Consider the following 26617-nt stretch of genomic DNA (forward strand, 5'->3'; position numbering starts at 1 on the left):
TGGGCGGGCCGCGACAGCCGTGGCGGCCTCGTCAGTGCAGACCGCTATCAGAAGCCCGCGCGCAGGCCGCGTCAATGATCTACCGCAAGGCGCGCCGTCAGTAGGTGGCGCGACCGCCCGAGAGATCGAAGACCGCGCCGGTCGAGAAGCTGCAGCGCGCGCTCGCGAGCCAGGCGACAAGCTCGGCCAACTCATCGACCGTCCCGAGCCGCTTCAGCGGGCTCTTGCCGATCATCGTCGCGACCGTCTCCGCACTCATCTGCTGGAGCAGCTCGGTCTCGACCGCGGCCGGCGCGACCGCGTTGACGAGAACGCCGGTGCCGGCGAGTTCCTTGCCATGCGCCTTGGTGAAGGCGATGACGCCGGCCTTGGCGGCGCTGTAGGCCGAGAGCGTCGGCGTGCCCTCCTTGCCGGCGAGCGAGGCGATGTTGACGATGCGGCCATGGCCGCGCGGTATCATCACATCGGCTACCGCCTGCGAGCAGAGGAAGGTGCCGGTCAGGTTGATCGCCTGCACCTTCTGCCATTGCGCCAGCGGCGTCTCCGCGACCGTGGTCGAGGGGCCGGTCAAACCGGCATTGTTGACGAGCACGGCGATGGGACCGTGCTCGCGCTCGGTTGCGGCCAAGGCCTGAGTGACCGAGTTCTCGTCGGAGACGTCGCAGGCGAGATGCAGGCGCCCGGCCGTTGCGGGCGCCACGATATCCCAGACGACGGGAACGAGGCCGTCCTGCTCCAGCCGCTCGGCTACCGCGGCGCCGATACCCTTGGCGCCGCCGGTGACGACGGCGATCCGCCGCTCTGCCATGGCGGGGTCAGCCGAGCTTCGCGGTGACGAGCTTACGCAGGCCGCGCAGGTCCTTGACGAAGCCGCGGATGCCTTCGGCCAGCTTCTCCGTGCCCATCGCATCCTCGTTCATGGCAAAGCGGAAGGCCTTCTCGTCGAAGCCGAGCTTCCGGCTGCCGCCCGCTTCCATCTGCGGCGAGGAGGCGGGCGAGAGGCGGCGCGGCAGGTCGCCGGTCGCGGCGGCGAGCTCGTCGAGCAGGCCAGGCCCGATGGTCAGGCGGTCGCAGCCGGCCAGCGCCTCGATCTCGCCGGTGTTGCGGAAGGAGGCGCCCATCACGACCGTCTTGATGCCGAAGGCCTTGTAATAGGCGTAGATGCTCTTGACCGAGACGACGCCGGGATCGGTCTCGGCGGTGTAGGGGCCGCCGCCGGCCTTGACGTGCCAGTCGAGGATGCGGCCGACGAAGGGCGAGATCAGGAAGGCGTTGGCCTCGGCCGCCGCAACCGCCTGCGGCAGCGCGAAGAGCAGGGTCAGGTTGCAGTCGATGCCCTCGGCCTGCAGCACCTTGGCGGCCTGCAGCCCCTCCCAGGTCGAGGCGATCTTGATGAGGATGCGATCCTTCTCGACGCCGCGCTCCTTGTAGGCGGCGATGACGGCGCGCGCCTTCTCGATGGTCGCGGCCGTGTCGAAGGAGAGATCGGCATCGACCTCGGTCGAGACGCGGCCGGGGACGATCTTGGTCAGCTCCGTGCCGAAGCTCACGGCAAGGCGGTCGCAGACGGCATGGACCGCCTTCTCACTGCCGCCCTGCTTCTTGCCCCAGCCGATCGCCTCGTCGACGATATGGGCATAGGCCGGCGTCTCCACCGCCTTCAGGATCAGGGTCGGATTGGTGGTGCAATCGACAGGCTTCAGGCGACGCACGGCCTCGATGTCGCCGGTGTCGGCGACGACGGTGGTCATCTGGCGGAGCTGGTCGAGCTTGGAGGCGGTCATCAAATCAATCCTCGGCATTTCTTCTTGTCGTAACGCATTCACTGTGACGCCTGTTCAGCGCCATTGCGAGAGCAATGAAGCAATTCGGCCATGCGCCTCGGCTCCCGTCATGGTCGGCCTCGTGCCGGCCATCCACGTCTTCGCTGATTGAGGGCGGGGTCAAGACGTGGATGCTCGCCACAAGGGCGAGCATGACGGTGATGAAGACGGCAGGACGCCGCCAGCCTTAGCTCTTCACCGCGCCCGAAGTCAGCCCACCGACCATGTTCTTGCGGAACAGGTAGTAGATCACCGCCGGCGGGATGGCATAGAGCAGGCCCGCCGCCATCAGCAGGTTCCAGGGCGCGTCGTCGGCCGAGAGGAAGAGGCCGAGGCCCACCGCCAGCGGAACCGCCTTCTCCGAGGAGAGCAGCAGGAAGGCGTAGAGATACTCGTTCCAGGCGAGCAGCAGCGCGTAGATGCCGATCACCACCATCGAAGGCTTCATCAGCGGCAGGTAGACCAGCCGGAAGAGCTGGATCGAGGTGGCGCCGTCCATCACCGCGGCCTCGTCGAGCTCCTTCGGCAATTTGTCGGAGGCCTGCTTCAGCACCCAGATCGCATAGGGCGAAGCCAGCGCGACCATGGCCAGGATCAGCGAGGCCTGCGTGTTGAGGAGGCCGTAGGAGCCCATCGCCTTGTACATGGGGATGGCGAGGAAGGCGGCCGGGATCAGGTAGGTCGCCAGCGCGAGGTTCATCATGGTGCGCCCGCCCCTGACCTTGAGGCGCGCGATGGCGAAGGCCGCGAAGGTCGCGACGAAGAGTGTGATCAGCCCCGTCGCCACCGCGATGAAGAAGCTGTTGAACATCTGCCGCCAGAAATTGTGCAGGTAGTAGTGCTGCTGGGCGAAGACGATCTGGAAGTTCTGCAGCGTCGGCTGGTCGGGCCAGAGCTTGCCGGCCAGCATCGATTCCTGGTTGGAAATCGAGAGCACGAAGAGGTGATAGATCGGCAGCAGCGTCCAGACCAGGACGGGGACCGCGATCAGGAGCAGCTTACCTTCGTCGAGGAACTTCTTCATGCGTCCGGCCCCTTCGACAGGCGCTTCACCATCACGAAGACCATCGGCAGGATCAGCGGCATGGCGACGATGATCGAGGCGATGCCGAGATCGAGATTGTTGTTGCGCATGTAGCGGATGCCGAGCGTCGCCAGCACGTGGTTGAGATCGCCCGGCCCGCCGCCCGTGAGCAGGTAGACGCTGTTGAAGTCGCCCAGCGTCCAGATCATCGAGAGCATGGTCGAGGTGACGTAGAGCGTCGCCAGCGACGGCCAGGTGATGAAGCGGAACTGTTGCCAGCGATTGGCGCCGTCGACGCTCGCGGCCTCATACAAGTCCTGCGCGATGGCGAGCCGGCCGGTGATCAGGATCAGTGTCCAGAACGGCAGCGACTTCCAGATATGGACGAAGATCGATGAGATGAAGGCGAGCGTGGGATCGGTGAGCCAGCCCGGTCCTTCCATGATGCCGAACCACTGGAAGAGCTGCTGGTTCAGCATGCCGTTCTCGGGATTCAGCATCACCCGGAAGGACAGGATGGTCGGGATCGACGGCACCGCCCAGGGCAGGATGAACAGCACCAGCACGATGCGGATCCAGGGCCGCTGCTGCACGAAGAAACCCGACAGCATGAGCGCGATCAGGAATTTCAGGTTCACCGCCACGAACAGGAAGATGATCGTGTTGACGACGGTGCGGATGAAGATCGGGTCGGCGAAGAGCGCCCGGTAGGAATTCCAGTTGAGGCCGAGCCAGAGGCCATAGGCCACCGGATAGACCACCATGACGGCGAAGACGAGCACATAGGGCGCCAGCATGATCGCCCCCCACATCGCGCGGTCCCGCGTGAACCCCGATGCGTCATCGCGCGGCGCCGCTAGCGGCGCGGTCATGGCGGCTGTGCTCATGGACTCTCCGGATTTGTCAGAGGTTCTTGTCACCCTGTGAAAGATACGCCGCGGCAATCCTTGCCGCGGCGGGTCGTTGACGCAAGCGCAACGAAGGCGCGTGTCAGCCGGCGATCTGCTTGATGCGGGCGATCATCTCGTCCACGGCCTGCTCGGCCGGGATCTTGTCCTGAACCACGCGGTTCACGGCCTTGGCCCAGACGTTCTCGGCGTTCACGGTCGTGAAATTGTAGTTGTAGACGAACTGGAACGGCACGGTGCCGTCCTTGTACTGCTTGTAGACCACCGCGCGATGCGGGTCCTTGCCATCGGACCAGAACGGCGCGTCGATCGCCTTCAGCGTCGTCGGCACCCAGCGGCCGGCCGAGCCCTCGACGAAGGGCCGCAGGTTCTCGTCCTTCATGAAGAAGGCCATGAACTCCTTGGCGCGCTTCTTGTTCTTGGCATCGGCGAAGATCACCGCGGTCTTGACGGCGGCGAGGTTGGTCATCTTGCTGCCGTCCGCCTTGAGCGGGAATTCGGCGGTGCGGATGTTGTCCTCGTAGTTCTTCTTGGCCGTCGCCCGCTGCTCGGCGGTCAGCGCCTGGTTGTTCATGTCGTCCATGTGCTTGCCGGCGATCGAGATCGTGGCGTTGTGCGTGGCGACGGTGGTGCGGTTGTGGAAGGCGACGTTGTTGTCGGGGTCCAGCCAGTTCACCGAAGACGGCGGCGAGCAGCCGCGCTGGAAGACGTTGGCGTAGGACTTCACAGCCTCGACCATCGCCTTCTTGTTCTCGGGCTGATCGAGCACGATCTTGCCGTTCTCGTCGACGACCTTGGCGTTATAGGCGTTGGCGAAGGTCAGGAAGGAATAGAAGGTGTCTGACGCCGCGACGCCCATCGGGTGGCCGATGCCGTAGACGCGCTTGCCCTTGGCGCGCATCGCGCCCTGGACCTTGTCGCACCAGAAATCCCAGTAGCCGTTCCAGGTCTTCGGGATATCGGCTTCCTTGAAGCCCGCCTCCTCCAGCATGTCCTTCCAGTAGGTGATGTGCATCATCTGCTGCTCGACCGGGAAGGCATAGTATGACTTCTTGCCCGCCTTGCCGTTCATCAGGAAGGTGGTCGAGAGCGCCATCGGCTGGAACTCGCCCTTCAGCGGCTCGATCACGTCCGAGACGTCCTCGAGCTTGCCGTCATAGGCCCATTTGCCGGTGGTGCGGAAATCGTAGGTGGTGCAGAAGCCGACATCCGGCGGCGTGCCGGCATCGACCGCGCCGACCGATTTGGTGACGCAGTCCTCGGTCGCGTAGAGCGAGAGTTCGACCTTGACGCCCGTGGCCTTCTGGAACTTGTCGACGACGGCGAGCAGCGCATCGTCCTCGCCCTTGTAGAATCCCTTGGTGAACCAGGCCGTCAGCGTCTCCTGCGCCATGGCGGCGCCGGACCAGCCCGCGACCACCGCCGCGACAGCGGTTCCCATGGCAAAATGCCGTACAAGCTTCATCCGATATCCTCCCGTTTAAACCGTTTTAAAGCGACCTTATAGTCGTCTTGCCGCGACCCTAATCGAAAAGCCCCGCACGAAACAAGCGGGGGCGCTCGCTCAAAAAGTATTTCTAATTGCAGGCTGTACAACCGTTCCACTGGAGAAACATTCGGCCGCTTCATGGAACTGTCATGTGACGGGTCTACCGGCAGCGCCATCTCGCAACAGCGATCAAGAGATGGAGTACCGACATGCAGCGCAAGGCCCTGAGCGCCTTCATCCTCGCCGCCGGCCTCGCCGCCGCGCCGCAGGTCCTCGCAGCCGAGGGCAAGCTGGTGCTCTATACCAGCCAGCCCAATACCGACGCCCAGCAGACCATCGACGCCTTCAAGGCGAAGTATCCCAAGGTCGAAGTCTCCTTCGTCCGCGACGGCACGCCACGCGTGATGGCGAAGCTGAAGGCCGAGTTCGAGGCTGGCGCCCCGCAGGCCGACGTGCTGCTCATCGCCGATGCCGTGACCATGGAAGGCCTGAAGAAGGACGGGCGCCTGCTCGCCCATAACAAGGCCGATCTCGGCGCCTATCCGGCCGGCATCCACGACCCCCAGAGGATGTGGTTCGCGACCAAGCTGATCACCACCGGCATCGTCTACAACACCAAGGCCGCGATGAAGCCCGCGAGCTGGACGGACCTCGTCAAGCCGGAAGCAAAGAACCAACTGGCCATGCCGAGCCCGCTGAACTCGGGCGCAGCGCTGATCCACACGATCACGCTGACCAGCAATCTTCGGGACGGTTGGGGCTTCTACGAGAAGCTCAAGGAGAACGGCACGCTGGCCGCCGGCGCCAATGGCGACATCCTGCGCCAGGTCGCCACCGGCGAGAAGCTCTACGGCATGATCGTCGACTTCATGCCAATCCGCGAGAAGGCCAAGGGCGCGCCGGTCGAGTTCGTCTTCCCGAGCGAGGGCGTCTCCGCCGTCAGCGAGCCGGTCGCGATCCTCAAGACCAGCAAGAACCCCGAAGCCGCCAAGGCCTTCATCGACTTCCTGCTCTCGAAGGAGGGCCAGGAGCTCGCGCTGAAGCAGGGCTATGTCGCCGCCCATCCGGATGTCGCCCTGCCGGCCGGCTATCCCGCCCGCAGCGCGATCAAACTGATGGCCTTCGACGCCGCCAAGGCGCTGGCTGACGAGACCGCCGCCCGCAAGCGCTTCGGTTCGATCTTCGAGTGATCATGGCCTTGCTCTCGCAGTGGCCGGCACGATGACGCTGGCCCTTGCCCGAAACAGCCAGCGGGAGCCCGCGATCGCGGCCCCGCCGGCTCCACGTTTGCGCCTGCCAGAAGGCTGGGGCCTGCCGGCGCTCGTCGTCGCAGTCGCGCTGCTGCTCGGCGGCCTGCCCTTCTTCCGATTGGTCGCGGCTGCCTTCGCGCCCGGCTGGCAGTTCGCGCCGGGCGAAGCCTTCGCCGAGATGACGAGCCGCGCGGCTGTCACCGCGACCTGGCATACGTTGGAGACGGCCTCGCTCTCGGCGCTCGGCGCGCTCTTCGTCGGCGGCATCGTCGCGCTGGCGCTCGGCGTTACCGATGTCAGGGGCAAGCGCCCCCTCGCCTTCGCCTTCGTGTTCTCGATGATGATCGCGCCGCAGGTGGCGGCACTCGCTTTCCTCAGCCTGCTCGCACCGAACTCGCCAATCCTGTCGCTGATCGGCCTCGCGCCGCCGCCGGGCACGCCGAACCCGCTGCTCGGACGCGGCGGCATCATCCTCGTCATGGCGCTGCATCATGCGCCGCTCGTCGCGATCACGCTCTGGACCGGGCTGCGCAGCATCCCGCAATCGCTGGTCGAAGCAGCGCAGATGGAAGGAGCAGCGCCCGCGACCATCACCACCAGAATCATCATCCCGGTGCTGCGGCCGCAGATCATCGCCGCCGGGCTGATTGCCTTCGTCGCGGGCGTCGGCAATTTCGGCATTCCGGCCCTGCTCGGCCTGCCCGTGAACTACCTGACGCTGCCGACGCTGATCTATCGCCGGCTATCGAGCTTCGGCCCGTCGAGCCTCGGCGAGACGGCGGCTCTCGCCGTGCTGGTCGGCGTGGTCGCAGCGCTCGGCATCGTCGCGGCAGCGCTCGCCGCGCGCAACCAGCGCGGCAAGGTCGAGATCGAGCGACCGCTCGAGCCGTACTGGCTGCTCGGCCCCGTCCGCACCTTTGTCGCCGCCGGTCTGTGGCTGCTGCTCACGCTGAAACTCGGGCTCCCGCTGCTCGCCCTGCTCAGCGAGGCACTGACGCCGGCGCTAGGTGTAGCGCTTTCCTGGCAGACGCTGACCTTCGACAAGTTCACGGAAGTTCTGTTCCGGCAGGCCGTGACCATGCGCGCGTTCCGCAACTCGCTCTTCTTCGCCGGCAGCGCCGCGCTGATCCTCGCCATCCTCGCGATCGTCTTCGCCTATGCGCTGGAAAGGCGGCTCGGCAAGCTCAGGCGCGCCGTCGAATTGATGATCGAATTGCCCTATGCCCTGCCCGGCATCGTGCTCGCCATCACCTGCATCCTGATCTTCCTGAAGCCGCTGCCGCTGATCGGTGTCAGCATTTACGGCACGCCCTTCATTATCCTCTTCGCCTATCTCGCCCGCTTCCTGCCGCTGGCGCTGAAGGCGCCGGTCGCGGCGATGGCGCAGATCGAGGCGCATCACGAGGATGCTGCGAAGCTCGACGGCGCCGGTCTCACGCAGATGCTGCGCTTCATCGTCGCCCCGATCCTGGCGCCAGCTGCTGCCGTCTCGGCGCTGATGGTCTTCCTCGTCGCCTTCAACGAGCTGACGGTCTCGGCGCTGCTCTGGTCCTCGGGCACGGAGACGCTCGGAGTCGTCCTGTTCAGCCTCAAGGAAGCGGGTCTCGCCGGCGAGGCGGCGGCGGTGGCGATCAGCGCCTGCGTGGTCATCCTCATCGTGATGCTGGCGCTCGACCTGATCGGTCGCAACCGACAGCACAATATCCTGCCGTGGCGGATTTGACGTAGTCCAAGCGGCCTTTGACGGCAGACGTGACGGAAAATTAAACTTGCGGGCGCCCTAGATGGAGCATGGGTGCCCATCAGACATTGCAGGCCAGGCCGGAGCCCGTACCGGACGATCGCCAGATCCTCGTCATCGAGGATTCGCGGACCTTCTCGCTCGCGCTGCGGCAGCTTCTTCAGGCCGAGACCGGGCTGCCGGTGACGACCTGCGCCTCGCTGAAGGAGGTCAGCGACCTGATCGTCGCAGCGCCTGGCGCCTATGCGATCGCCGTGGTCGATCTCAACCTTCCCGATGCGCCGCGCGGCGAAGCGCTCGACTGGACCGTGACGCACGGCATCCCCTCGGTCGTCTTCACCGCCACCTTTGATCTTGCCACGCGCGGCCGGATCATGGAGCGGGAGGTCATCGACTACGTCCTGAAGGACAACGAGTTCGCCCTTCCCAATATCGTCGGCACGGTCAAGCGGGCGCTGAACAACCGCAACACCCGTATCCTCGTCGTCGACGATACCCGCACGACCCGCAAGGTGCTCGCGCGGATGCTGTCGATTCAGCAATATGCCGTGGTCGAGGCCGGGTCCGGGCAGGAGGCTCTGACCATCCTGGAGAGCAATTCCGATATCCAGCTTGTCGTCAGCGACTACTACATGCCCGACATGGACGGGTTCGAGCTGGCGCGGCGCATCCGCCGCCAGCGTCCGGACGTGCGCGTCCTCGGCATCTCCTCATCGACCGACCGCCAGACCTCGGCCGGCTTCCTCAAGGCCGGCGCGCATGATTTCGTCTCGCGCCCCTTCGTGCTGGAGGAGCTGCAATGCCGCATCGCCTCCAATGTCGAGGTGCTTGAGCAACTCAGGCAATTGCAGGACCTTGCCGCCCGCGATTTCCTCACTGGCCTGTTCAACCGCCGCCACTTCTTCGCCCGTGGCCGGCAGCTTGTCAGCGAAGCCCGCGAGATGGGCCTGCCGATCTCGGTCGCCATCCTCGACATCGATCATTTCAAGCGGCTCAACGACCGGCACGGCCATGACGGCGGCGACAAGGCGCTGACGGCTGTCGCCCGGACGCTCGGTGTCATGGCGGAGCGCGGCTTCAACCTGCTCGCCCGCATCGGCGGCGAGGAGTTCGCCATCATCTTCCCGGGTGCCGACCTCGACGAGGCCGAGCGCCTGTGCGGCGACATCCGCGCGGCCATTGCCGGCGCGCCGCTCGTCATCAACGGGGAAACCTTGCCGCTCACGGTGTCAATCGGCGTCGCCGCGCTCATGCCCGATGCCATGCTCGAAACCTGCCTCGGCCAGGCGGACGAGGCGCTCTACGTCGCGAAGCAGGATGGGCGCGACAGGGTCCGCACCGCCGCCTGAGCCAAGGCAAGCCGCCTCTCGGCGAAGCGACTTGCCTTCGGGCCATTCTTCTCAGGCGATGTAACGGGGTGCCGGCCTGCGGGTCTGCGATGCCGCGATGATCGCACCACGAGCCTGCTCGAAGCCGGCCCAGAGCCCTTCGTCCGCGACCGACGGCCAGGTGATGGTCTCGCCTCGATCGAGCCCGGCCAGTGCCGCATCGACGAGTTCATCCACAACCATGACCTTCTCGGGGTCGAAGCTTTCGAGCGGCACGCCCGCAAGCTCCCAGATGTCGGTCGCCGTCGCCGGGGGATGCACGCTCTGAACCTTCACGCCCGTCCCCTCGACTTCCGCCTGCAGGCCGCGCGAGAACGCCAGCACGAACGCCTTCGTCGCGCTGTAGACCGCGCTATGCGGCAGCGTGTGGAGACTAAGAATCGACGCGATATTGACGATCGTACCACGGTTGCGGGCGACGAGGCCCGGCAAGACCGCATGGGTCAGCCAGGTCAGCGCCGTGACGTTCAGGGCGATCTGCGCAATCGAATCGGCGGCTGGAGCCTTGGCGATCGGCGCGAAGCGGGCGATGCCGGCATTGTTGACGAACAGCTCGATATCGCCCCGCGCGGCGAGATCCTTTTCGACGCGTGCGAGATCGGACTCGTTCGCGAGATCGGCGACCAGAATCGCGACCTTGCGGCCATGGGCTGAGACGATGCGGTCGGCGACCTCCTGAAGCCGATCGCGCCGGCGCGCGATCAACAGCAGATCATAGCCGCGGGCCGCGAGGCGATCGGCATAGACAGCGCCGATGCCGGCGGACGCGCCGGTGATGACGGCGAGCTTGCGGTGGGAAAGCGTGCTCATGATGAAAACCTTGTTGATTGAGCACTCAACTTTTTTGTTGAGCGCTCAATCAAATGGGATGCGCTACCCCTCTTTCAATAGTGCGGGGCTCAACTATTTTAGTGGCATGGATCAGATTCCGGCCAATGAGACGGATGGCTGCACCGCTCCCGGCATCGTCACGGAAGCCGGCCTCGCGCTTGCCTGCACAAACACCGCCCTGCGCCGCGCGACGCGGCGCCTCGGCCAGCTTTATGACGACGCCATCTCGCCGCTCGGCCTCAAGGCGACCCAGTTCGGGCTGCTCGTCGCCATCAACGGGCTTAGCGCACAGGACAAGGGGCCGACGCTCAACGAGATCGCGACGCACCAGCTTGTCCAGATCTCGGCGTTAACCCATGCGTTGCGCCCGCTGGTTCGGGATGGGCTCGTCGCGCTCCATCCCGACCTGGAAGACCGGCGCAGCAAGCGGGCGACGCTCACCCCTGCCGGCCGAAGCCTCATGCAGCAGGCCATCTCCCGCTGGGCCGATGCCAATGGCCGTATCGAGACGACGCTCGGCCCGACTGTTGCCGGAAACCTGCGAGCTCTTGCCGACCTGATATCGTCCGAGCGCTTCCTTGCCGCCTATCACGGCGGGCTACCGCTCAAGCCATAAGGCTTCGCCCCCGCGCTACTCGGCCGCGATGCGCGGCTCTGGTCTGTGCTCGCCCATCAGCAGGGCGCGCGAGGCCTTCACCTCGCGGACGACGAAATCAACGATGGCGCGCACCCGCGCCACGTCTTTCAGGTCGGCATGGACGAGCAGCCAGAATGAGCGCGTGATCGAGACCGTCTCCGGCAGGACGGGCACGAGCCGCTTCTCCCCTTCCGCCATGAAATGATGGATCACGCCGATGCCGGCGCCGGCCGTCACGGCATTCATCTGGGCGATGACGCTCGAACTCTGGACATGGGCGCGCAGGCCCTTGGCGACCTCGTCGAGATAGTCGAGCTCGGGCGAGAAGATGAGGTCGTCGATATAGCCGATGATGCGATGCTCGAAGAGATCCTCAGGCTTGGTCACCGGCGGCATCGCGGCGAGGTATTCCGGCGAGGCGTAGAGCCCGAGCCGATAGTCCGAGAGCTTGCGGGCGACGACCTTGCCTTCCTTGGGCGGCGCCAGCGTGATCGCGACATCGGCCTCGCGCTTGGACAGCGAGAGCAGGCGCGGCATGGCGATGAGCTGGATTTCCAGACCCGGATAGGACTTCGCGAAGAGCGCCAGCCGCGGCGCCAGGAAGGACGTACCGAAACCATCAGGCGCGCCGATCCTGACCGTGCCGGACAGCGCCATATCGGCGCCACCGATATCGCTCTGGATCGCCAGCGCCTCGGTCTCCATGCTCTCGGCCTTGGCCAGCAGCCGCTCGCCATGGGCGGTCAGCGTGTAGCCTTGCGGGCGGCGTTCGAAGAGCTTGGCCTTCAGCGCCTCCTCCAGCGAGGTGATGCGGCGCGAGACGGTGGCGTGATCCGCACCGAGCCTGCGTGCGGCGGCGGTCAAGCGGCCCGAACGCGCCACGGCCAGAAAGAAGCGGAGGTCGTCCCAGTCGAAGCGCTCCAAGGCTCTCTCCCGTATTTGTGTTTACGCACGGCCTGCGTTTCACACTCGCTATAGCCGTGCGCAAACGAGAATGGTAGGGAGATGGCAAGATCAACACACCACCAATTCGTAGGGAGGGCGCGATGCGTCAGGTTGGGCATTTCATCGGCGGCAAGCATGTCGCGGGCACGTCGGGCCGCACGGCAGACATCTACCAGCCGATGGACGGCACCATCATCGGCAAGGTCGCACTCGCCTCGGCTGCCGAACTCGACGCCGCCGTGCAGAACGCCGCCGAGGCGCAGCCGAAATGGGCCGCGACCAACCCGCAGCGCCGCGCCCGCGTGCTGATGAAGTTCCTCGACCTGATCGCGCAGAACAATGACGAGCTCGCCGAGCTGCTCGCCCGCGAGCACGGCAAGACCATTCCCGATGCCAAGGGCGACATCCAGCGTGGTGTCGAGGTGATCGAGTATTCGCTCGGCGTGCCCGGCCTGATGAAGGGCGAGTTCACCGACGGCGCCGGCCCCGGCATCGACATCTACTCGATGCGCCAGCCGCTCGGCGTCTGCGCCGGCATCACGCCGTTCAACTTCCCGGCGATGATCCCGCTCTGGAAGCTCGGCCCCGCGATCGCCTGCGGCAACGCCTTCATCCTGAAGCCGTCCGAGCGTGACCCGGGCGTGCCGATGCGCCTTGCCGAGCTGTTCATCGAGGCTGGTGGCCCTCCCGGCATCCTGAACGTCGTCAACGGCGACAAGGAATCGGTCGACGCCATCCTCGACAATCCCGAGATCAAGGCAGTCGGCTTCGTCGGTTCGACCCCGATCGCGGAATATATCTACAGCCGCGGCTGCGCGAACGGTAAGCGCGTGCAGTGCTTCGGCGGCGCCAAGAACCACATGATCATCATGCCCGACGCCGACATGGACCAGACGGTCGATGCCCTGATCGGCGCCGGTTACGGCTCCGCCGGCGAGCGCTGCATGGCGATCTCGGTCGCCGTCCCCGTCGGAAAGGCCACGGCCGACGAGCTGGTCAAGCGCCTGATCCCGCGCGTCGAGAGCCTGAAGATCGGCCCCTCGACCGACGTCAACGCCGATTACGGCCCGGTCGTCACCAAGGCGGCGATGGAGAAGATCAAGCAGTACGTCGATGTCGGCGTCCAGGAAGGCGCCAAGCTCCTGGTCGACGGCCGCGACTTCAAGATGCAGGGCTACGAGAACGGCTTCTATGTCGGCGGCTGCCTGTTCGACAACGTCACCAAGGACATGCGCATCTACAAGGAAGAGATCTTCGGGCCGGTGCTCTCGGTGCTGCGCGCCGACACCTATGAAGAGGCGCTGAAGCTGACCAACGACCACGAATACGGCAACGGCACCGCGATCTTCACCCGCGACGGCGATGCGGCGCGCGACTTCGCCTCGAAGGTCCAGGTCGGCATGGTCGGCATCAACCTGCCGATCCCGGTTCCGCTGGCCTATTACACCTTCGGCGGCTGGAAGCGCTCCTCCTTCGGCGACCTCAACCAGCACGGCCCGGACTCGATCCGCTTCTACACCAAGACCAAGACGGTGACGGCGCGCTGGCCGAGCGGTATCAAGGACGGTGCGAGCTTCGTCATCCCGACGATGAACTGAGGCGCCACCGACGGAGAGGGCCATGGAGCGATCGCTGCGCATCATCGCAACGTCGCTCGCCCTCCTCTGCGGCATGGGGCCGGTCCTCGCGACCGGCCCCGCTCCCCCGGTCGAGGATGCGCTCTGTGAGCCGGGCGCATCCGAGAACGTGCCCCTCACCGAGACGCAGCTCGCCCGCTGCCGCCAGCTCTGGCAGGAGCGGTTGCAGGCGGCGCGGGAACGAAGCCGGCTGTTCCACGAGCAGGCGGTCGCGGACAGGGAGCAGCAGCGCGCCGCAACGGCCAGCCGGGCGCCACGCTCGGCCGCGCCGGTGACCGTCGAAACCTTCATCAGCACCGGCGACGTCGCCTATGGCGACGTGGTGGTGACCGACAAGGGACCGCGCGTCTTCGTCGGCAAGACCGGGGAACCGGCCACGGCGCAGGATTTCGTGGCGCTCGACTCCGCCCGATCTCCCCATCGCAGCCGTGCCGGGGCCTATGACGGGGCCTACCCGCAGCCCGGACGATCTCAGGCCGCGAAGCCGCGGCCCGACGCCCCCACCCAGCAGGAGCGCAAGCCTTGAGCCCGTTTTCCCTGACCGAGGACCAGATCGCCATCCGCGACATGGCGCAGGATTTCGCAGCGGAGACGCTCGCGCCTCACGCCGCACGCTGGGACGAGGAGAAGCATTTCCCGGTCGAGGAGATGCGCGCCGCCGCGGCGCTCGGCATGGGCGGCATCTATATCCGCGACGATGTCGGCGGCTCCGGCCTGACCCGACTCGATGCCGCCTTGATCTTCGAGGCGCTCTCGACGGGCTGCCCGACGGTTGCCGCCTATATCTCGATTCACAACATGTGCGCCTGGATGATCGACCGCTACGGCGATGACGAGCAGCGCCAGCGCTTCCTGCCGAAGCTCTGCACGATGGAGCACCTGGCAAGCTACTGCCTGACCGAGCCGGGCGCCGGCTCCGACGCCGCTGCGCTGAAGACCAGGGCCGTGCTGGACGGCGACCATTACGTCCTCGACGGGCAGAAGCAGTTCATCTCGGGCGCCGGTGTCTCCGACATCTATGTCGTGATGGCGCGCACCGGCGAGGCCGGCCCCGGAGGCATCTCGACCATCGTCGTCGAGAAAGACACGCCCGGCCTGTCCTTCGGCGCCAACGAGAAGAAGATGGGCTGGAACGCCCAGCCGACGCGCGCCGTGATCCTCGAGAACTGCCGCGTGCCCGTCGCCAACCGTCTCGGCCCTGAGGGCATCGGCTTCAAGATCGCGATGGCCGGCCTGGACGGCGGCCGGCTCAATATCGGCGCCTGCTCGCTCGGCGGGGCGCAAGGCGCGCTCGACCGGTCGATCGCCTACGCCAGGGAGCGCAAGGCCTTCGGCAGCGCCATCGCGGATTTCCAGGCCCTGCAGTTCAAGCTCGCCGACATGGCCACGGAGCTGGAGGCGGCCCGCAGCTTGCTCTGGCGCGCGGCAGCCGCGCTCGACGCCAAGACGCCCGACGCGACCAAGCTCTGCGCGATGGCCAAGCGCATCGCCACCGATACCGGCTTCGATGTCGCCAATCACGCCCTCCAGATCCATGGCGGCTACGGCTATCTCGCCGATTACGGCATCGAGAAGATCGTCCGGGACCTGCGCGTCCACCAGATCCTCGAAGGCACCAACGAGGTGATGCGCATGATCGTCGCGCGCGGGCTGGTCGGCCGGGCCAAGGGGAACTGACGGCGACCAGCGATCCCCGACCGCGAGACGAGACAGCGCCTTTTCCGATGACGATCCCTGGCCTGCTCTTCGAGCAACCCGGGATGACACCAAGAACGACGAGAGGAACCGCAGCATGACCAACATCGCCTTCATTGGCCTCGGCAACATGGGCGGCCCGATGGCCGGGAACCTCGTCAAGGCCGGCCATAGCGTCAAAGCCTTCGATCTCGCGCAGGCCTCGAAGGATGCCGCGGCCGAGATGGGCGTCGGCATCGCCGGCTCGGCCAAGGAGGCCGTGGCCGAGGCGGAAGTCGTGGTGACGATGCTGCCGGCGGGCAAGCATGTCCTCGCCGTCTGGGCCGACATCCTGCCGGCGGTGAAGCCCGGCACGCTCTTGATCGATTCCTCGACCATCGATGTCGAAAGCGCCCGCAAGGCCCATGCACTGGCGGCCGAGCGCGGCTGCCTCTCGCTCGACGCGCCGGTCTCGGGCGGCACCGGCGGCGCCAAGGCTGCGACACTGACCTTCATGGTCGGCGGCACGGAGGATGCCTTCGGCAAGGGCGAGCCGATCCTCGCCAAGATGGGCCGCAAGATCGTGCATTGCGGCGGCGCCGGCAACGGCCAGGCCGCCAAGATCTGCAACAATATGATCCTGGGCATCTCGATGATCGGCGTCTCCGAGGCCTTCGTGCTCGGCGAGAAGCTCGGCCTCTCGCATCAGGCGCTGTTCGACGTCGCCTCGACCTCGTCCGGCCAGTGCTGGTCGTTGACGACCTATTGCCCGGTGCCTGGCCCGGTGCCGACCTCGCCGGCCAATAACGAGTACAAGCCGGGCTTCGCCTCGGCGCTGATGCTGAAGGACCTGAAATTGGCGCAGGAGGCGGCGCAGGCGGCGGGAGCCTCGACCCCGCTCGGCGCGGCCGCCGCGCAGCTCTTCGGGCTGCACAATGCCTGGGGCGAAGGCGGCACGGATTTCTCCGGCATCATCCATCTTCTGCGGGGACGCGGGGAGGCGTGAGACGCGCTTGCGCGGCATGGCGTCGCGGGTCTAGACCCGAAGCATGAACGACGCCCTGCCTCGCCGCGAACGCTCCTCCCTCACCGGCTTCGCGATCAACCGGCTCGACCGGCGCGAAGACCTGCGCAACAAGCCCGATGCGGTGACGGCCCTGCGCCACCGCTCGGATACGCGGATCGCGGTCGTCGCCGGCGAGACGCCGATCCTGAAGCGCCTCGACGGCGAGGCGCTGACGGTCTGGTTCAGCCATGGCGAGACCGAGATGCTCGGCCCTGCGGCCGAGGAAATCTTCATGGGGATGGCCGAGGACGGCACGCCCCGCTTCGGGCGCCTGCTCGACAAGGCCCTGGCCGAGCCGCTGAAGGAGCGGTCCGAGCTGTTCGTCACCGACCTGCGCTCGGTCGCGCTGAAGCGCATCGTGCCGGAGGACGAAGTCGGGCCGCTCGGCGAAGCGAAGGCCGTGCTCGACTGGCATGCCCGCCACCGCTTCTGCGCCCAGTGCGGCGGGCCGACCGTTGCCGGCGCCTCAGGCTGGCGGCGCGAATGCACATCTTGCGGCGCGCTGCATTTCCCACGCACCGACCCGGTCGTGATCATGCTGGTGACGCGCGGCGATGCCTGCCTGCTGGCGCGTCAGGCCCGGTTCGCGCCGGGCATGTATTCCTGCATCGCCGGCTTCGTCGAGCCCGGCGAGACGCTTGAGGACGCCGTGCGTCGCGAGAGCTGGGAAGAGGCGGGCTTGAGGGTCGGCAATGTCCGCTACCTCGCCTCACAGCCCTGGCCCTTCCCTTCCTCGATCATGATGGGCTGCATCGCCGAGGCGCTCGGCGACGAGATCACGCTCGACATGACCGAGTTGGAAGAAGGCCGCTGGTTCCCGCGTGAGGAGGTGCTGCAGATGCTGGAAGGCAAGCATCCCGACGGCCTCGCCTGCCCGCAGCATATCGCCATCGCCAACACGCTGGTGCGGGCCTGGGCGCTGGAAGGCGAGCGCATCTAGCCTGATTCCTCCTATGGAGAGCCGGACATGACCTCCGAGCAGCATGCTATCGAGGAACGCATCCGGTCGAGCTTCGCCAAGCAAGGCCTGATGGCGACGCTGGGGGCCAACCTCGGCTCCGTCGAACCGGGTAAAGTCGAGATCGTCCTGATACCGGGTCCGGCCGTTTCGCAGCAGCACGGCTTCGTGCATGCCGGCGCCGTCAGCGCCATCGCCGATTCCGCTGCGGGCTATGCGGGCTTGAGCCTGATGCCGCCCGGACGCGGCGTGCTCACGACGGAGTTCAAGATCAACCTCGTCGCGCCTGCCATCGGCGAGCGGATCATCGCGCGCGGCGAGGTCGTGAAGAGCGGCCGCACACTGACGCTGGCTCAGGCCAAGGTGTTCGCCGAAGCCGGCGGGAAAGAGAAGCTCGTCGCCCTACTGACCGCGACGCTGATGGCCATCGAGGGCCAGGAAGGCGTCAGCGACTGACGCCCTTATCCACCGCACTCATGCCATCGACGGAACCGCGACGTCATCCCGGACAAGCCGCGAAGCGGCGCCGATCCGGGATCCATCGTAGAGCGCCTGAGCCCTCCGATGGATCCCGGGTCAAGCCCGGGATGACGGCGTGAGTCCGAGGGAACATTCTGCCTGGCGAAGCGAAATGCGCCGGACGCGCCTTACTCGCCGGGTTCCTCGATCGTCGAGCGGAAGTCATTGGCGGGGTAGACGCCCATGATCTTCATCTCCTTGGAAAAATAGGAGAGCTCGTCGAGCGCGCGGCGCAGCGCCGGATCGTCGGGATGCCCCTCGACATCGGCATAGAACATCGTCGCCGAGAAATGGCCGTCGACCATGTAGCTTTCCAGCTTGGTCATGTTGATGCCGTTGGTGGCGAAGCCGCCCATCGCCTTGTAGAGCGCGGCCGGAATGTTGCGGACGCGGAACATCAGCGTCGTCACGGTCCGGCCCGCACCCTGCCGGGCATATTCCGGATATTTCGAGAGCACGACGAAGCGCGTGGTGTTGTGCTTCTCGTCCTCGATATCCTCCATCAGGATGTCGAGACCATAGACCTCGGCCGCGATGCGCGGAGCGATGGCGGCGCGCGTCATGTCATTGACCTCGGCGACCTGACGGGCGGAGCCGGCTGTATCGGCAGCGACCTCGGCCTTGAGGCCGAGCTTGCGGATGATCTTCCGGCACTGGCCGAGCGCGTGGATATGGCTCTGGACGATCTGGATCGTGGCGAGCGTCGCGCCCTTCGCCGCCATCAGGTGGAAGCGGATCGGCAGGAAATGCTCGCCGATGATGTGCAGGCCCGAGCGCGGCAGCAGATGATGGATATCGGCGACGCGGCCGGCGATCGAATTGTCGATCGGGATCATGCCGTAGCGAGCGGTCCCGTCACTGACGGCCGAGAGCGCGTCCTCAAAGGTGGCGCAAGGCAGAAGCTCGCAGTCCGGAAACACCTGGAGGGCCGCCTGCGAGGAGAAGGCTCCGGGCTCACCCTGATAAGACACGACGAAGGACATGGGACGACTTCAGGCTCCTCGGCTTCTTGTTATGACGCGGTTTGGCTGGTCTAGGGTCTGTACTCATTATGAACGTTGTTTTGACGCGAGGCATTTTGGTCGGCTGGCAGGAGCGTGGGCGCAGCAAACCGCCCGGTTTGCAAGGCCACGCGACGCACCAGCCGCCCAAAAGGCCCGCGCCCCTTCGGGGTCGGGCCAAAACGGCCGAGAGCAAGGAGGAGCCCGCAGCCCGATACCCCAGGTATCGGGCAAGGGACCGACGCAGCTATCGGCCGTTTTGGCCCGATCAAAACAATGTTCATAATGAGGACAGCCCCTAGCCTCAGCGCGCTTTCAGGATCGCGCGGGCGCGATCGAGATCAGGGGGGGTGTCGACGCCGCGCGGCACGTGGTCGATGACCATGACGTCGATGCGCATGCCGTCTTCCAGCGCCCGCAGCTGCTCCAGCTTCTCGCGCAGCTCCAGCGGCGATTGCGGCAGGCTGACGAAACGGTCGAGCGCGGCCCGGCGATAGGCGTAGAGGCCGACATGGTGATAGAGCGGCCCCTCGCCGTAAGGCGCCGTGGCGCGCGTGAAATAAAGCGCGCGCATATGGCCGGGCGCGATCTCGCTGCCGATGAGCTTCACGACGCTCGGCGCCGTCTTCTCGTCCTCGTCGTCGATCACGCCGGCCAGCGTCGCGATATCCACAGCCGGATCGGCGAGCGGCTTCACCGCAGCGGCGATTGCCGAAGGCGCCAGGGTCGGGAAATCGCCCTGCACATTGACGATGATGTCGTAATGCCTGTCAGGGTCGAGGAGATCGGCGGCTTCCTTGATCCGGTCCGAGCCGGTCTGATGGTCGGCGCTGGTCATCACCGCCTTGCCGCCGGCGGCCTCGATCGCAGCCGCGATTTCAGGCGCATCGGTCGCCACCGCGACGTCTCCGGCGCCGGATTCGACCGCACGGCGCCAGACATGGACGATCATCGGCTCGCCATGGATGTCGGCAAGCGGCTTGCCGGGCAGGCGCGTCGCCTGCATGCGGGCCGGGATCAGGATCAGCGGATGGGCCATTTTCTGAAGCGTGCTCGGCTGGGCTGCCACTGGCAAAAGCCGGCGGCGGCAAAAAGTCTCAAACGGTGCGTGCTTATACGAGTTGCAATGAAGCGCGCAAAGCGGTTAAGCAACGGCGGAAGCTGGAGCCTTTCAAGACTCCGGCCAAGCGCTATCTCGTCTCCCGGGCCTCGGCCACGGAGGGCACCCAGGGTTCGGATACGATGAACATCGAAGCCAACAAGATCGCAGGCGCGGTTCTCTCCACGCTGCTCGTCGTGCTGGGCCTCAACATGACGGCCGGTATCGTGTTTGCGCCGAAGAAGCCGGCGGTGCCGGGCTTCGAGCTGCCGAGCGAGGAGCCGGCCGCGGGCGGAGCAGCCGCCGCTCCCGCCGCCGAGGAGCCGATCGCGGCGCGCCTCGCCAAGGCCGACATCGCCAAGGGCGAGAAGGCCACCGCCGCCTGCAAGGCCTGCCACACCTTCGAGAAGGGCGGCGCCAACAAGGTCGGTCCGCATCTCTTCGACGTCTATGGCCGCAACGAGGGCTCGGTCGCCGGCTTCGGCTACTCGGCCGCGATGAAGGGCCGCGCCGACAAGACCTGGGACGCCGATGCGCTCGATCACTTCCTGAAGAGCCCGAAGGCCTATGTGCCCGGCACGATCATGGCCTTCGCCGGCATCGCCAAGCCGGATACCCGCGCCGACGTCGTCGCCTACCTAAACACGCTGGCCGACGCGCCGAAGCCGCTGCCGAAGCCCTGAGGCCAGAGGCGAACGGCCGATCTGCGATCACGAAGCCGGGCTTTGCCCGGCTTTTTCGTTTCAGCGCCTTGCTCCCGCCTCGCACGTGCCCGCACAATCCGCCTCCTGCCAGCCATTGCCGGAACCTTGCGCGCAGGCGACACAGGACAAGGGCGAATCAGACGGAGACGCGAAACGATGGCGATGCGCATCACACGCCGCAGATTGCTGGAAGCCGCGGGGGCCGCGACCGTCGCGGGTGCGCTGCCCCAGCTTCCCCAGGCGGCGCTGGCGCAGGATGCCGAATCGCATGGGCTCTCGACCTTCGGCGAGCTCGCCCTGCCGCCCGACTTTCCGCATTTCGCCTATGTGAACCCAAAGGCGCCGAAGGGCGGCCTGCTGACCGTCCAGATCAAGCGCGGCGGCGGCAACCAGAGCTTCGACACCTTCAACACGCTCAACACCTATGTGCTGCAGGGCGATGGCGCGGCCGGCATGGATGCCTGCTTCGACAGCCTGATGGCCGGCTCCGGCGACGAGCCGGGCTCGGCCTACGGCTTGCTGGCGCGGAGCGTCACTGTTTCCGCGGACAAGCTGACCTATCGGTTCCGCCTGCGGCCCGAAGCGAAATTCCATGACGGCTCGCGGGTGACGGCCCGCGACGTCGCCTTCTCGATGAACATCCTGAAGGCGAAAGGGCACCCGTCCTACCGCCTGCTTCTCAACGAGCTCGTTACGGCGGAGGCAGAGGGCGACGACATCTTCGTTGCGAAGTTCTCGCCGAAGCGCGGGCGCGACCTGCATCTCGTCGTCGCCGGCCTGCCGGTCTTCTCGGAAAAATACTGGTCAACGCGCGATTTTGGCGCCTCGACGCTGGAGCCGCCGCTCGGCTCCGGGGCCTACAAGGTCGGGCGCCTCGAGCAGGGCCGCTTCATCGAATTCGAGCGCGTGCCGGACTATTGGGCCAAGGATCTGCCGGTGAATATCGGCACCAATAATTTCGATCGGGTGCGCTGGGAGTATTTCCGCGACCGGCAGGTGGCGTTCGAGGCCTTCAAGGGCGGCGCCATCACCTTCCAGGAGGAGTTCACCTCGCGCATCTGGGCGACGGGCTACGATTTCCCGGCCGTGCACGAGGGCAAAGTCAAGAAGGAGACCCTGCCCAAGACCGAGCCGGTCGGCTCGCAGGGCTGGGTCTACAACACAAGGCGCGAGAAATTCGCCGATCCGCGGATCCGCGAGGCGCTGGGCCTGGCCTTCGATTTCGAGTGGACGCGCAAGAACATCATGTTCGGCTCCTTCGAGCGCATGACCTCCTATTTCGAGAATTCGGATTCGAAGGCGGTCGGCAAGCCTTCACCTGAAGAACTGAAGCTGCTGGAGCCCTGGCGCGGGAAGGTACCGGACGAGGTCTTCGGCGAGCCCTTCCTGCCGCCGGTATCGGACGGCTCGGGCAGCGACCGCAACCTGCTGCGCAAGGCCGACGAGATGCTGCGTGCCGCCGGCTGCAAGCGCGACGGCAATGTGATGAAGCTGCCGAACGGCCAGCCCTTCGAGATCGAGTTCCTCGATTCAAACCCGGCCCTGCAGCCGCATACGCAGCCCTTCCAGGCCAATCTGAAGCGGCTCGGCATCAACGCCACCTCGCGCCTCGTCGACCCCGCGCAGTATCAGCGCCGCCTCGACGAATTCGATTTCGACATCATCAGCCGGGCGCTCTCGGGCGGATCGATCCCGAGCGACACGCTCAGCATCGTCTATGGTTCGGAAGCGGCGAAGACCAGGGGCTCGCGCAATGTCGGCGGCATCAGCCATCCCGCCATCGACGCGATGATCCAGTCTATCGGCCAGGCCAAGACCTATGCCGAGTGCATCGTCGCCGCGAAATGCCTCGACCGCCTGCTGCGCGCCGGGCGCTACTGGATTCCGATGTGGTGGAACGACGAGGAATGGCTGGCCTACTGGGACATGTACGACCGGCCGGCGACCAAGCCGAAATACTCGTCCGGCGCGCCGGGCATCTGGTGGTACGACGCCGAGAAGGCCAAGCGGATCGGAAAGGCGTGAGCGGGGCATGCTGAGCTATATCGCCCGGCGCCTCGCGCTGATGGTGCCGACGCTGTTCGGCATCCTGCTCGTCTCCTTCGTCATCGTGCAATTCGCGCCGGGCGGGCCGGTCGAGCGCGTGATCTCGCAGCTCCAGAACCCGAACAGCGGTGGCGCGGCCGACCGCGTCGGCGGCGGGCAGATGGGCGATGCCGGTGCGCAGGGCGACGGCTCAGCCTATCGCGGCGCGCAGGGGCTCGACCCCGCTTTCATCAAGGAGCTGGAGAAGCAGTTCGGCTTCGACAAGCCGGCGCATGAGCGCTTCCTGAAGATGCTCGGGGACTATGCCCGGTTCGATTTCGGCCGCTCCTATTTCCGCGACGCGCCGGTTCTTCAGCTCATCAAGGAGAAGCTGCCGGTCTCGATCACGCTCGGGCTGTGGATGACGCTGATCTCCTATGCGATCTCGATCCCGCTCGGCATCCGCAAGGCGGTGAAGGAAGGCTCGCGCTTCGACACCTGGACGAGCGCGGTCGTCATCGTCGGCTATGCCATCCCGAGCTTCCTGTTCGCGATCCTGCTGATCGTGCTCTTTGCCGGCGGCTCGTTCTGGCAGATCTTCCCACTGCGGGGCCTGACCTCCGACAACTGGGCGGAGCTCAGCCTGTTCGGCAAGGCGAAGGACTATCTCTGGCACATCACGCTGCCGGTTCTGGCGATGGCGCTCGGCGCCTTCGCGACCTCGACGCTGCTGACCAAGAACTCCTTCCTCGACGAGATCAGGAAGCAATATGTCCTGACCGCGCGGATGAAGGGCCTCAGCGAGCGCGGCGTGCTCTACGGCCATGTCTTCCGCAATGCGATGCTGATCGTCATCGCCGGCTTCCCCGGCGCCTTCGTGCATGCACTCTTCGCGGGCTCGCTGCTGATCGAGACGATCTTCTCGCTCGACGGGCTCGGCCTTCTCTCCTTCGAGGCGATCGTCAACCGCGACTATCCCGTGGTCTTCGCCAATCTCTTCATCTTCTCCCTGATCGGCCTCGTCGTGCACCTGATCACCGACCTGACCTATAGCTGGGTCGATCCCCGCATCGATTTCGAGAGCCGGGAGGCGTGAGCATGGACACGCTGATCGACGCTCCCCCGCCTGCCCTGCGCAGCGACGCACCCCTCGCGCCGGCCGAGGCCAAACAGGGCTGGCTCAAGCTCTCGCCGATCAACCGGCGCCGGTTCAACAACTTCAAGGCCAACAAGCGCGGCTGGTGGTCGCTCTGGCTCTTCCTCGCGCTGTTCGTGCTCTCGCTCTTCGCCGAGTTCATCGCCAACGACCGGCCGCTCGTCGTGCGCTACAAGGACGAGTGGTTGTTCCCGGTCGCGGTGAACTACCCGGAGGAGAAATTCGGCGGCTTCCTTGCCACCACCGATTACCGCGACCCGGTCATCGCCAAGGAGATCGCGGCCAACGGCTTCGCGATCTGGCCGCTGGTCCGCTACTCCTACCGCACGCATAATCTCGACCTTCCCGTCCCGGCTCCTGCCCCGCCGACCTGGCTGCTCAAGGACGAGCAGTGCAAGACGATCGCGGAGCGCATCGGCGGATCGACCTGCCGCGACCTCGAATGGAACTGGCTCGGCACCGACGACCAGGGCCGCGACGTGGTGGCGCGGCTGATCTACGGCTTCCGCATCTCCGTGCTGTTCGGGCTGATCCTCTGCGCCTTCTCCTCGGTGATCGGCATTACGGCCGGTGCCATCCAGGGCTATTTCGGCGGCTGGACCGACCTGATCTTCCAGCGACTGATCGAGATCTGGACCTCGATCCCGGCGCTCTACCTGCTGATCATCGTCGCAGCGATCATCACGCCGAGCTTCTTCGTGCTGCTTGGCATCCTCCTGCTGTTCTCCTGGGTGGCGCTGGTCGGCGTCGTACGCGCCGAGTTCCTGCGGGCACGCAATTTCGAGTATGTCCGGGCGGCGCGTGCGCTCGGCCTCTCCAACCGCACCATCATGGTCCGGCACCTGCTGCCCAACGCGATGGTCGCGACACTGACCTTCCTGCCCTTCATCCTGAACGGCTCGATCACCACGCTGACCTCGCTCGACTTCCTCGGCTTCGGTCTGCCGCCGGGCTCGCCCTCGCTCGGCGAATTGCTGGCGCAGGGCAAGGCGAACCTCCAGGCGCCCTGGCTCGGCCTCTCCGGCTTCATCGTGATCGCGCTGATGCTGTCGCTGCTGATCTTCATCGGCGAAGCAGTGCGCGACGCCTTCGACCCGCGGAAGACCTTCGCATGACCGCGCCGCTTCTCTCCGTCGAAGACCTCTCCGTCGCCTTCCGCCAGGGCGGGCGGGAAACGCTGGCCGTCGACCGCGTTTCTTTCTCGATCGCCAAAGGCGAGACCCTGGCGCTGGTCGGTGAATCCGGCTCGGGCAAGTCCGTTTCGGCGCTGTCGATCCTCAAGCTCCTGAACTATCCGGCGGCGCATCATCCGTCCGGCAAGGTGCTGTTCAACGGGCAAGACCTGATCGCGGCCGACGAGGACGCGATGCGCAAGGTGCGCGGCAACGACATCACCATGGTGTTCCAGGAGCCGATGACCTCGCTGAACCCGCTGCATACGATCGAGCGGCAGATCGGCGAGATTCTAGAACTGCACAAGGGCTTGCGCGGCGAGAAGGCTCGCGCCCGCACGCTGGAGCTGCTCGATCTCGTCGGCATCCGCGACGCCGCGAGCCGGCTCGACGCCTATCCGCACCAGCTCTCGGGCGGGCAGCGCCAGCGCGTGATGATCGCGATGGCGCTCGCCAACGAGCCGGAACTGCTGGTCGCCGACGAGCCGACGACCGCGCTCGACGTCACTGTGCAGGCGCAGATCCTGAAGCTGCTCAAGGAGCTGCAGGAAAAGCTCGGCATGGCGATGCTGTTCATCACCCATGACCTAGGCATCGTCCGGCGGATCGCCGACCGGGTCTGCGTGATGCTGAAGGGCAAGATCGTCGAGCACGGCCCCGTGGCCGAGATCTTCGCCAACCCGCAGCACGACTATACCAAGCGCCTGCTCGCCGCCGAGCCGAAAGGCCGCCCTGCCCCGGTCCCGAGCGATGCGGCAACGCTGCTGGAGGCAGGGCCGGTCAAGGTCTGGTTCCCGATCAAGTCCGGCCTGCTGCGCCGCGTCAGCGGCCATGTGAAGGCAGTGGACGGCATCTCGGTCACGGTGCGCGAGGGCGAGACGCTGGGCGTCGTCGGCGAGTCCGGCTCAGGCAAGACCACGCTCGGCCTGGCGATCCTCCGGCTGATCGCCTCGGAAGGGCCGATCGTCTTCCTCGGCGACCGGATCGACGGGCTCTCCAGCAAGCAGGTCCGGCCCAAGCGCAAGGATCTGCAGGTCGTCTTCCAGGACCCCTATGGCTCGCTCTCGCCGCGCATGTCGGTGGCCGAGATCGTGGCGGAGGGGCTCGCCATCCAGCAGCCGAACCTGACCTATCCGCAACGCCGCGAGATCGTCGCGCAGGCGCTGATCGATGTGGGCTTGGATCCGGCGGCGATGGACCGCTACCCTCACGAGTTCTCGGGCGGCCAGCGCCAGCGCATCGCGATCGCGCGGGCCATGGCGCTCGATCCGAAATTCGTGGTGCTGGACGAGCCGACCTCGGCGCTCGACATGTCCGTGCAGGCGCAGATCGTCGAACTGCTGCGCGGGCTGCAAGCGAAGCGCAAGCTGGGCTATCTCTTCATCAGCCACGACCTCAAGGTCGTCAGGGCGCTGTCGCATCGGGTGGTGGTGATGCAGAACGGCAAGGTGGTCGAGGAAGGTCCGGCCGAGGCGATCTTCGCTGAGCCGCGCGAAGCCTATACCCAGGCCCTACTCGCCGCCGCGCTCAACCTCGATACCGCCAGAACCACCGCGGTGAGGGACTGAGC

The 26617-nt window shown here is 66.1% G+C and carries 24 protein-coding genes; 15 read left to right on the forward strand and 9 right to left on the reverse strand.

What is annotated here, in order from left to right:
- Positions 1 to 97: 97 nt before the first annotated feature.
- The 5 genes from AC6RIC_RS21635 to AC6RIC_RS21655 all read right to left on the reverse strand — a co-directional run bounded on the left by AC6RIC_RS21635 (position 98) and on the right by AC6RIC_RS21655 (position 5220).
- Positions 98 to 808: an SDR family NAD(P)-dependent oxidoreductase gene (locus AC6RIC_RS21635; RefSeq protein WP_499733861.1), complete on the reverse strand. Its 711-nt coding sequence runs from the start codon at positions 806 to 808 to the stop codon at positions 98 to 100.
- Between the two features lie 7 nt (positions 809 to 815).
- A complete protein-coding gene (gene tal, locus AC6RIC_RS21640) occupies positions 816 to 1784 on the reverse strand; it encodes a transaldolase (RefSeq protein WP_499733862.1) in 969 nt (322 codons plus the stop codon).
- A gap of 226 nt (positions 1785 to 2010) precedes the next feature.
- Positions 2011 to 2847, reverse strand: a complete 837-nt coding sequence (locus tag AC6RIC_RS21645) for a carbohydrate ABC transporter permease (RefSeq protein WP_454658079.1) — start codon at positions 2845 to 2847, stop codon at positions 2011 to 2013.
- Entirely contained in the window at positions 2844 to 3719 is an 876-nt protein-coding gene (locus AC6RIC_RS21650; RefSeq protein ID WP_454659041.1) for a carbohydrate ABC transporter permease, read from the reverse strand. Before AC6RIC_RS21650 ends, AC6RIC_RS21645 begins: the two co-directional genes overlap by 4 nt.
- Before the next feature lie 118 nt (positions 3720 to 3837).
- Complete coding sequence (locus tag AC6RIC_RS21655; RefSeq protein WP_454658080.1) at positions 3838 to 5220, reverse strand: ABC transporter substrate-binding protein; 1383 nt, start codon at positions 5218 to 5220, stop codon at positions 3838 to 3840.
- Positions 5221 to 5453: 233 nt separating this feature from the next.
- Between AC6RIC_RS21655 and AC6RIC_RS21660 the strand changes: the two genes are divergently transcribed.
- The 3 genes from AC6RIC_RS21660 to AC6RIC_RS21670 all read left to right on the forward strand — a co-directional run bounded on the left by AC6RIC_RS21660 (position 5454) and on the right by AC6RIC_RS21670 (position 9584).
- Entirely contained in the window at positions 5454 to 6434 is a 981-nt protein-coding gene (locus tag AC6RIC_RS21660; protein ID WP_499733863.1) for an ABC transporter substrate-binding protein, read from the forward strand.
- 31 nt (positions 6435 to 6465) lie between these two features.
- A complete protein-coding gene (locus tag AC6RIC_RS21665) occupies positions 6466 to 8217 on the forward strand; it encodes an ABC transporter permease (protein ID WP_499733864.1) in 1752 nt (583 codons plus the stop codon).
- 68 nt (positions 8218 to 8285) lie between these two features.
- Positions 8286 to 9584, forward strand: a complete 1299-nt coding sequence (locus AC6RIC_RS21670) for a GGDEF domain-containing response regulator (RefSeq protein WP_499733865.1) — start codon at positions 8286 to 8288, stop codon at positions 9582 to 9584.
- A gap of 51 nt (positions 9585 to 9635) precedes the next feature.
- Here the strand turns inward: AC6RIC_RS21670 and AC6RIC_RS21675 are convergent, their stop codons facing one another.
- Entirely contained in the window at positions 9636 to 10433 is a 798-nt protein-coding gene (locus AC6RIC_RS21675; RefSeq protein WP_499733866.1) for an SDR family NAD(P)-dependent oxidoreductase, read from the reverse strand.
- On the opposite strand from AC6RIC_RS21675, the gene AC6RIC_RS21680 reads away from it, so the two are divergent.
- Positions 10432 to 11070: a MarR family winged helix-turn-helix transcriptional regulator gene (locus tag AC6RIC_RS21680; RefSeq protein WP_499733867.1), complete on the forward strand. Its 639-nt coding sequence runs from the start codon at positions 10432 to 10434 to the stop codon at positions 11068 to 11070. The two genes, AC6RIC_RS21675 and AC6RIC_RS21680, sit on opposite strands and share 2 nt — an antisense overlap.
- Positions 11071 to 11085: 15 nt before the next feature.
- Here the strand turns inward: AC6RIC_RS21680 and AC6RIC_RS21685 are convergent, their stop codons facing one another.
- On the reverse strand, positions 11086 to 12015 hold the full coding sequence (locus tag AC6RIC_RS21685) for a LysR family transcriptional regulator (RefSeq protein ID WP_499733868.1): 930 nt from the start codon (positions 12013 to 12015) through the stop codon (positions 11086 to 11088).
- Between the two features lie 122 nt (positions 12016 to 12137).
- On the opposite strand from AC6RIC_RS21685, the gene AC6RIC_RS21690 reads away from it, so the two are divergent.
- The 6 genes from AC6RIC_RS21690 to AC6RIC_RS21715 all read left to right on the forward strand — a co-directional run bounded on the left by AC6RIC_RS21690 (position 12138) and on the right by AC6RIC_RS21715 (position 17827).
- The gene (locus AC6RIC_RS21690; RefSeq protein ID WP_499733869.1) at positions 12138 to 13634 is read left to right on the forward strand and encodes a CoA-acylating methylmalonate-semialdehyde dehydrogenase; all 1497 of its coding nucleotides are present in this window, start codon (positions 12138 to 12140) and stop codon (positions 13632 to 13634) included.
- Positions 13635 to 13656: 22 nt separating this feature from the next.
- Positions 13657 to 14199 (forward strand): hypothetical protein, encoded by a 543-nt coding sequence (locus AC6RIC_RS21695; protein ID WP_499733870.1) that lies wholly within the window; start codon positions 13657 to 13659, stop codon positions 14197 to 14199.
- Between the two features lie 41 nt (positions 14200 to 14240).
- A complete protein-coding gene (locus AC6RIC_RS21700; protein WP_499736642.1) occupies positions 14241 to 15350 on the forward strand; it encodes an isobutyryl-CoA dehydrogenase in 1110 nt (369 codons plus the stop codon).
- A gap of 115 nt (positions 15351 to 15465) precedes the next feature.
- On the forward strand, positions 15466 to 16353 hold the full coding sequence (gene mmsB / locus AC6RIC_RS21705) for a 3-hydroxyisobutyrate dehydrogenase (protein ID WP_499733871.1): 888 nt from the start codon (positions 15466 to 15468) through the stop codon (positions 16351 to 16353).
- Positions 16354 to 16396: 43 nt separating this feature from the next.
- A complete protein-coding gene (nudC, locus tag AC6RIC_RS21710) occupies positions 16397 to 17353 on the forward strand; it encodes an NAD(+) diphosphatase (RefSeq protein WP_499733872.1) in 957 nt (318 codons plus the stop codon).
- 27 nt (positions 17354 to 17380) lie between these two features.
- Positions 17381 to 17827 (forward strand): PaaI family thioesterase, encoded by a 447-nt coding sequence (locus tag AC6RIC_RS21715; RefSeq protein WP_499733873.1) that lies wholly within the window; start codon positions 17381 to 17383, stop codon positions 17825 to 17827.
- Positions 17828 to 18018: 191 nt separating this feature from the next.
- On the opposite strand, the gene AC6RIC_RS21720 is transcribed toward AC6RIC_RS21715, so the two are convergent.
- Both AC6RIC_RS21720 and AC6RIC_RS21725 read right to left on the reverse strand, forming a co-directional pair.
- The gene (locus AC6RIC_RS21720) at positions 18019 to 18873 is read right to left on the reverse strand and encodes a prephenate dehydratase (RefSeq protein WP_499733874.1); all 855 of its coding nucleotides are present in this window, start codon (positions 18871 to 18873) and stop codon (positions 18019 to 18021) included.
- 322 nt (positions 18874 to 19195) lie between these two features.
- Positions 19196 to 19930, reverse strand: a complete 735-nt coding sequence (locus AC6RIC_RS21725) for a 3-deoxy-manno-octulosonate cytidylyltransferase (RefSeq protein ID WP_499733875.1) — start codon at positions 19928 to 19930, stop codon at positions 19196 to 19198.
- Between the two features lie 203 nt (positions 19931 to 20133).
- Here AC6RIC_RS21725 and AC6RIC_RS21730 point away from each other — a divergent pair, with 203 nt between their 5' ends.
- The 5 genes from AC6RIC_RS21730 to AC6RIC_RS21750 all read left to right on the forward strand — a co-directional run bounded on the left by AC6RIC_RS21730 (position 20134) and on the right by AC6RIC_RS21750 (position 26615).
- Complete coding sequence (locus AC6RIC_RS21730) at positions 20134 to 20673, forward strand: c-type cytochrome (RefSeq protein ID WP_499733876.1); 540 nt, start codon at positions 20134 to 20136, stop codon at positions 20671 to 20673.
- Between the two features lie 177 nt (positions 20674 to 20850).
- Positions 20851 to 22719: an extracellular solute-binding protein gene (locus AC6RIC_RS21735; protein ID WP_499733877.1), complete on the forward strand. Its 1869-nt coding sequence runs from the start codon at positions 20851 to 20853 to the stop codon at positions 22717 to 22719.
- 7 nt (positions 22720 to 22726) lie between these two features.
- The gene (locus AC6RIC_RS21740) at positions 22727 to 23815 is read left to right on the forward strand and encodes a microcin C ABC transporter permease YejB (protein WP_499733878.1); all 1089 of its coding nucleotides are present in this window, start codon (positions 22727 to 22729) and stop codon (positions 23813 to 23815) included.
- Between the two features lie 2 nt (positions 23816 to 23817).
- Positions 23818 to 24990, forward strand: a complete 1173-nt coding sequence (locus AC6RIC_RS21745; protein WP_499733879.1) for an ABC transporter permease — start codon at positions 23818 to 23820, stop codon at positions 24988 to 24990.
- The gene (locus AC6RIC_RS21750; RefSeq protein ID WP_499733880.1) at positions 24987 to 26615 is read left to right on the forward strand and encodes an ABC transporter ATP-binding protein; all 1629 of its coding nucleotides are present in this window, start codon (positions 24987 to 24989) and stop codon (positions 26613 to 26615) included. Before AC6RIC_RS21745 ends, AC6RIC_RS21750 begins: the two co-directional genes overlap by 4 nt.
- The last annotated feature ends 2 nt before the right edge of the window (positions 26616 to 26617 follow it).

This window comes from Allobosea sp. TBD101 (genome assembly GCF_059817965.1).

Excerpts from the sequence above, each read along its gene's own strand:
- nudC (WP_499733872.1), top strand. The coding sequence starts at position 16,397 with ATGAACGACGCCCTGCCTCGCCGCGAACGCTCCTCCCTCACCGGCTTC.
- AC6RIC_RS21750 (WP_499733880.1), top strand. The coding sequence starts at position 24,987 with ATGACCGCGCCGCTTCTCTCCGTCGAAGACCTCTCCGTCGCCTTCCGC.
- mmsB (WP_499733871.1), top strand. The coding sequence starts at position 15,466 with ATGACCAACATCGCCTTCATTGGCCTCGGCAACATGGGCGGCCCGATG.
- AC6RIC_RS21665 (WP_499733864.1), top strand. The coding sequence starts at position 6,466 with ATGACGCTGGCCCTTGCCCGAAACAGCCAGCGGGAGCCCGCGATCGCG.
- AC6RIC_RS21730 (WP_499733876.1), top strand. The coding sequence starts at position 20,134 with ATGAACATCGAAGCCAACAAGATCGCAGGCGCGGTTCTCTCCACGCTG.
- AC6RIC_RS21695 (WP_499733870.1), top strand. The coding sequence starts at position 13,657 with ATGGAGCGATCGCTGCGCATCATCGCAACGTCGCTCGCCCTCCTCTGC.
- AC6RIC_RS21720 (WP_499733874.1), bottom strand. The coding sequence starts at position 18,873 with ATGTCCTTCGTCGTGTCTTATCAGGGTGAGCCCGGAGCCTTCTCCTCG.
- AC6RIC_RS21745 (WP_499733879.1), top strand. The coding sequence starts at position 23,818 with ATGGACACGCTGATCGACGCTCCCCCGCCTGCCCTGCGCAGCGACGCA.
- AC6RIC_RS21715 (WP_499733873.1), top strand. The coding sequence starts at position 17,381 with ATGACCTCCGAGCAGCATGCTATCGAGGAACGCATCCGGTCGAGCTTC.
- AC6RIC_RS21725 (WP_499733875.1), bottom strand. The coding sequence starts at position 19,930 with ATGGCCCATCCGCTGATCCTGATCCCGGCCCGCATGCAGGCGACGCGC.
- AC6RIC_RS21635 (WP_499733861.1), bottom strand. The coding sequence starts at position 808 with ATGGCAGAGCGGCGGATCGCCGTCGTCACCGGCGGCGCCAAGGGTATC.
- AC6RIC_RS21650 (WP_454659041.1), bottom strand. The coding sequence starts at position 3,719 with ATGACCGCGCCGCTAGCGGCGCCGCGCGATGACGCATCGGGGTTCACG.
- AC6RIC_RS21645 (WP_454658079.1), bottom strand. The coding sequence starts at position 2,847 with ATGAAGAAGTTCCTCGACGAAGGTAAGCTGCTCCTGATCGCGGTCCCC.
- AC6RIC_RS21680 (WP_499733867.1), top strand. The coding sequence starts at position 10,432 with ATGATGAAAACCTTGTTGATTGAGCACTCAACTTTTTTGTTGAGCGCT.
- AC6RIC_RS21690 (WP_499733869.1), top strand. The coding sequence starts at position 12,138 with ATGCGTCAGGTTGGGCATTTCATCGGCGGCAAGCATGTCGCGGGCACG.
- AC6RIC_RS21700 (WP_499736642.1), top strand. The coding sequence starts at position 14,241 with ATGGCGCAGGATTTCGCAGCGGAGACGCTCGCGCCTCACGCCGCACGC.
- AC6RIC_RS21675 (WP_499733866.1), bottom strand. The coding sequence starts at position 10,433 with ATGAGCACGCTTTCCCACCGCAAGCTCGCCGTCATCACCGGCGCGTCC.
- AC6RIC_RS21735 (WP_499733877.1), top strand. The coding sequence starts at position 20,851 with ATGGCGATGCGCATCACACGCCGCAGATTGCTGGAAGCCGCGGGGGCC.
- tal (WP_499733862.1), bottom strand. The coding sequence starts at position 1,784 with ATGACCGCCTCCAAGCTCGACCAGCTCCGCCAGATGACCACCGTCGTC.
- AC6RIC_RS21740 (WP_499733878.1), top strand. The coding sequence starts at position 22,727 with ATGCTGAGCTATATCGCCCGGCGCCTCGCGCTGATGGTGCCGACGCTG.
- AC6RIC_RS21660 (WP_499733863.1), top strand. The coding sequence starts at position 5,454 with ATGCAGCGCAAGGCCCTGAGCGCCTTCATCCTCGCCGCCGGCCTCGCC.
- AC6RIC_RS21670 (WP_499733865.1), top strand. The coding sequence starts at position 8,286 with ATGGGTGCCCATCAGACATTGCAGGCCAGGCCGGAGCCCGTACCGGAC.
- AC6RIC_RS21655 (WP_454658080.1), bottom strand. The coding sequence starts at position 5,220 with ATGAAGCTTGTACGGCATTTTGCCATGGGAACCGCTGTCGCGGCGGTG.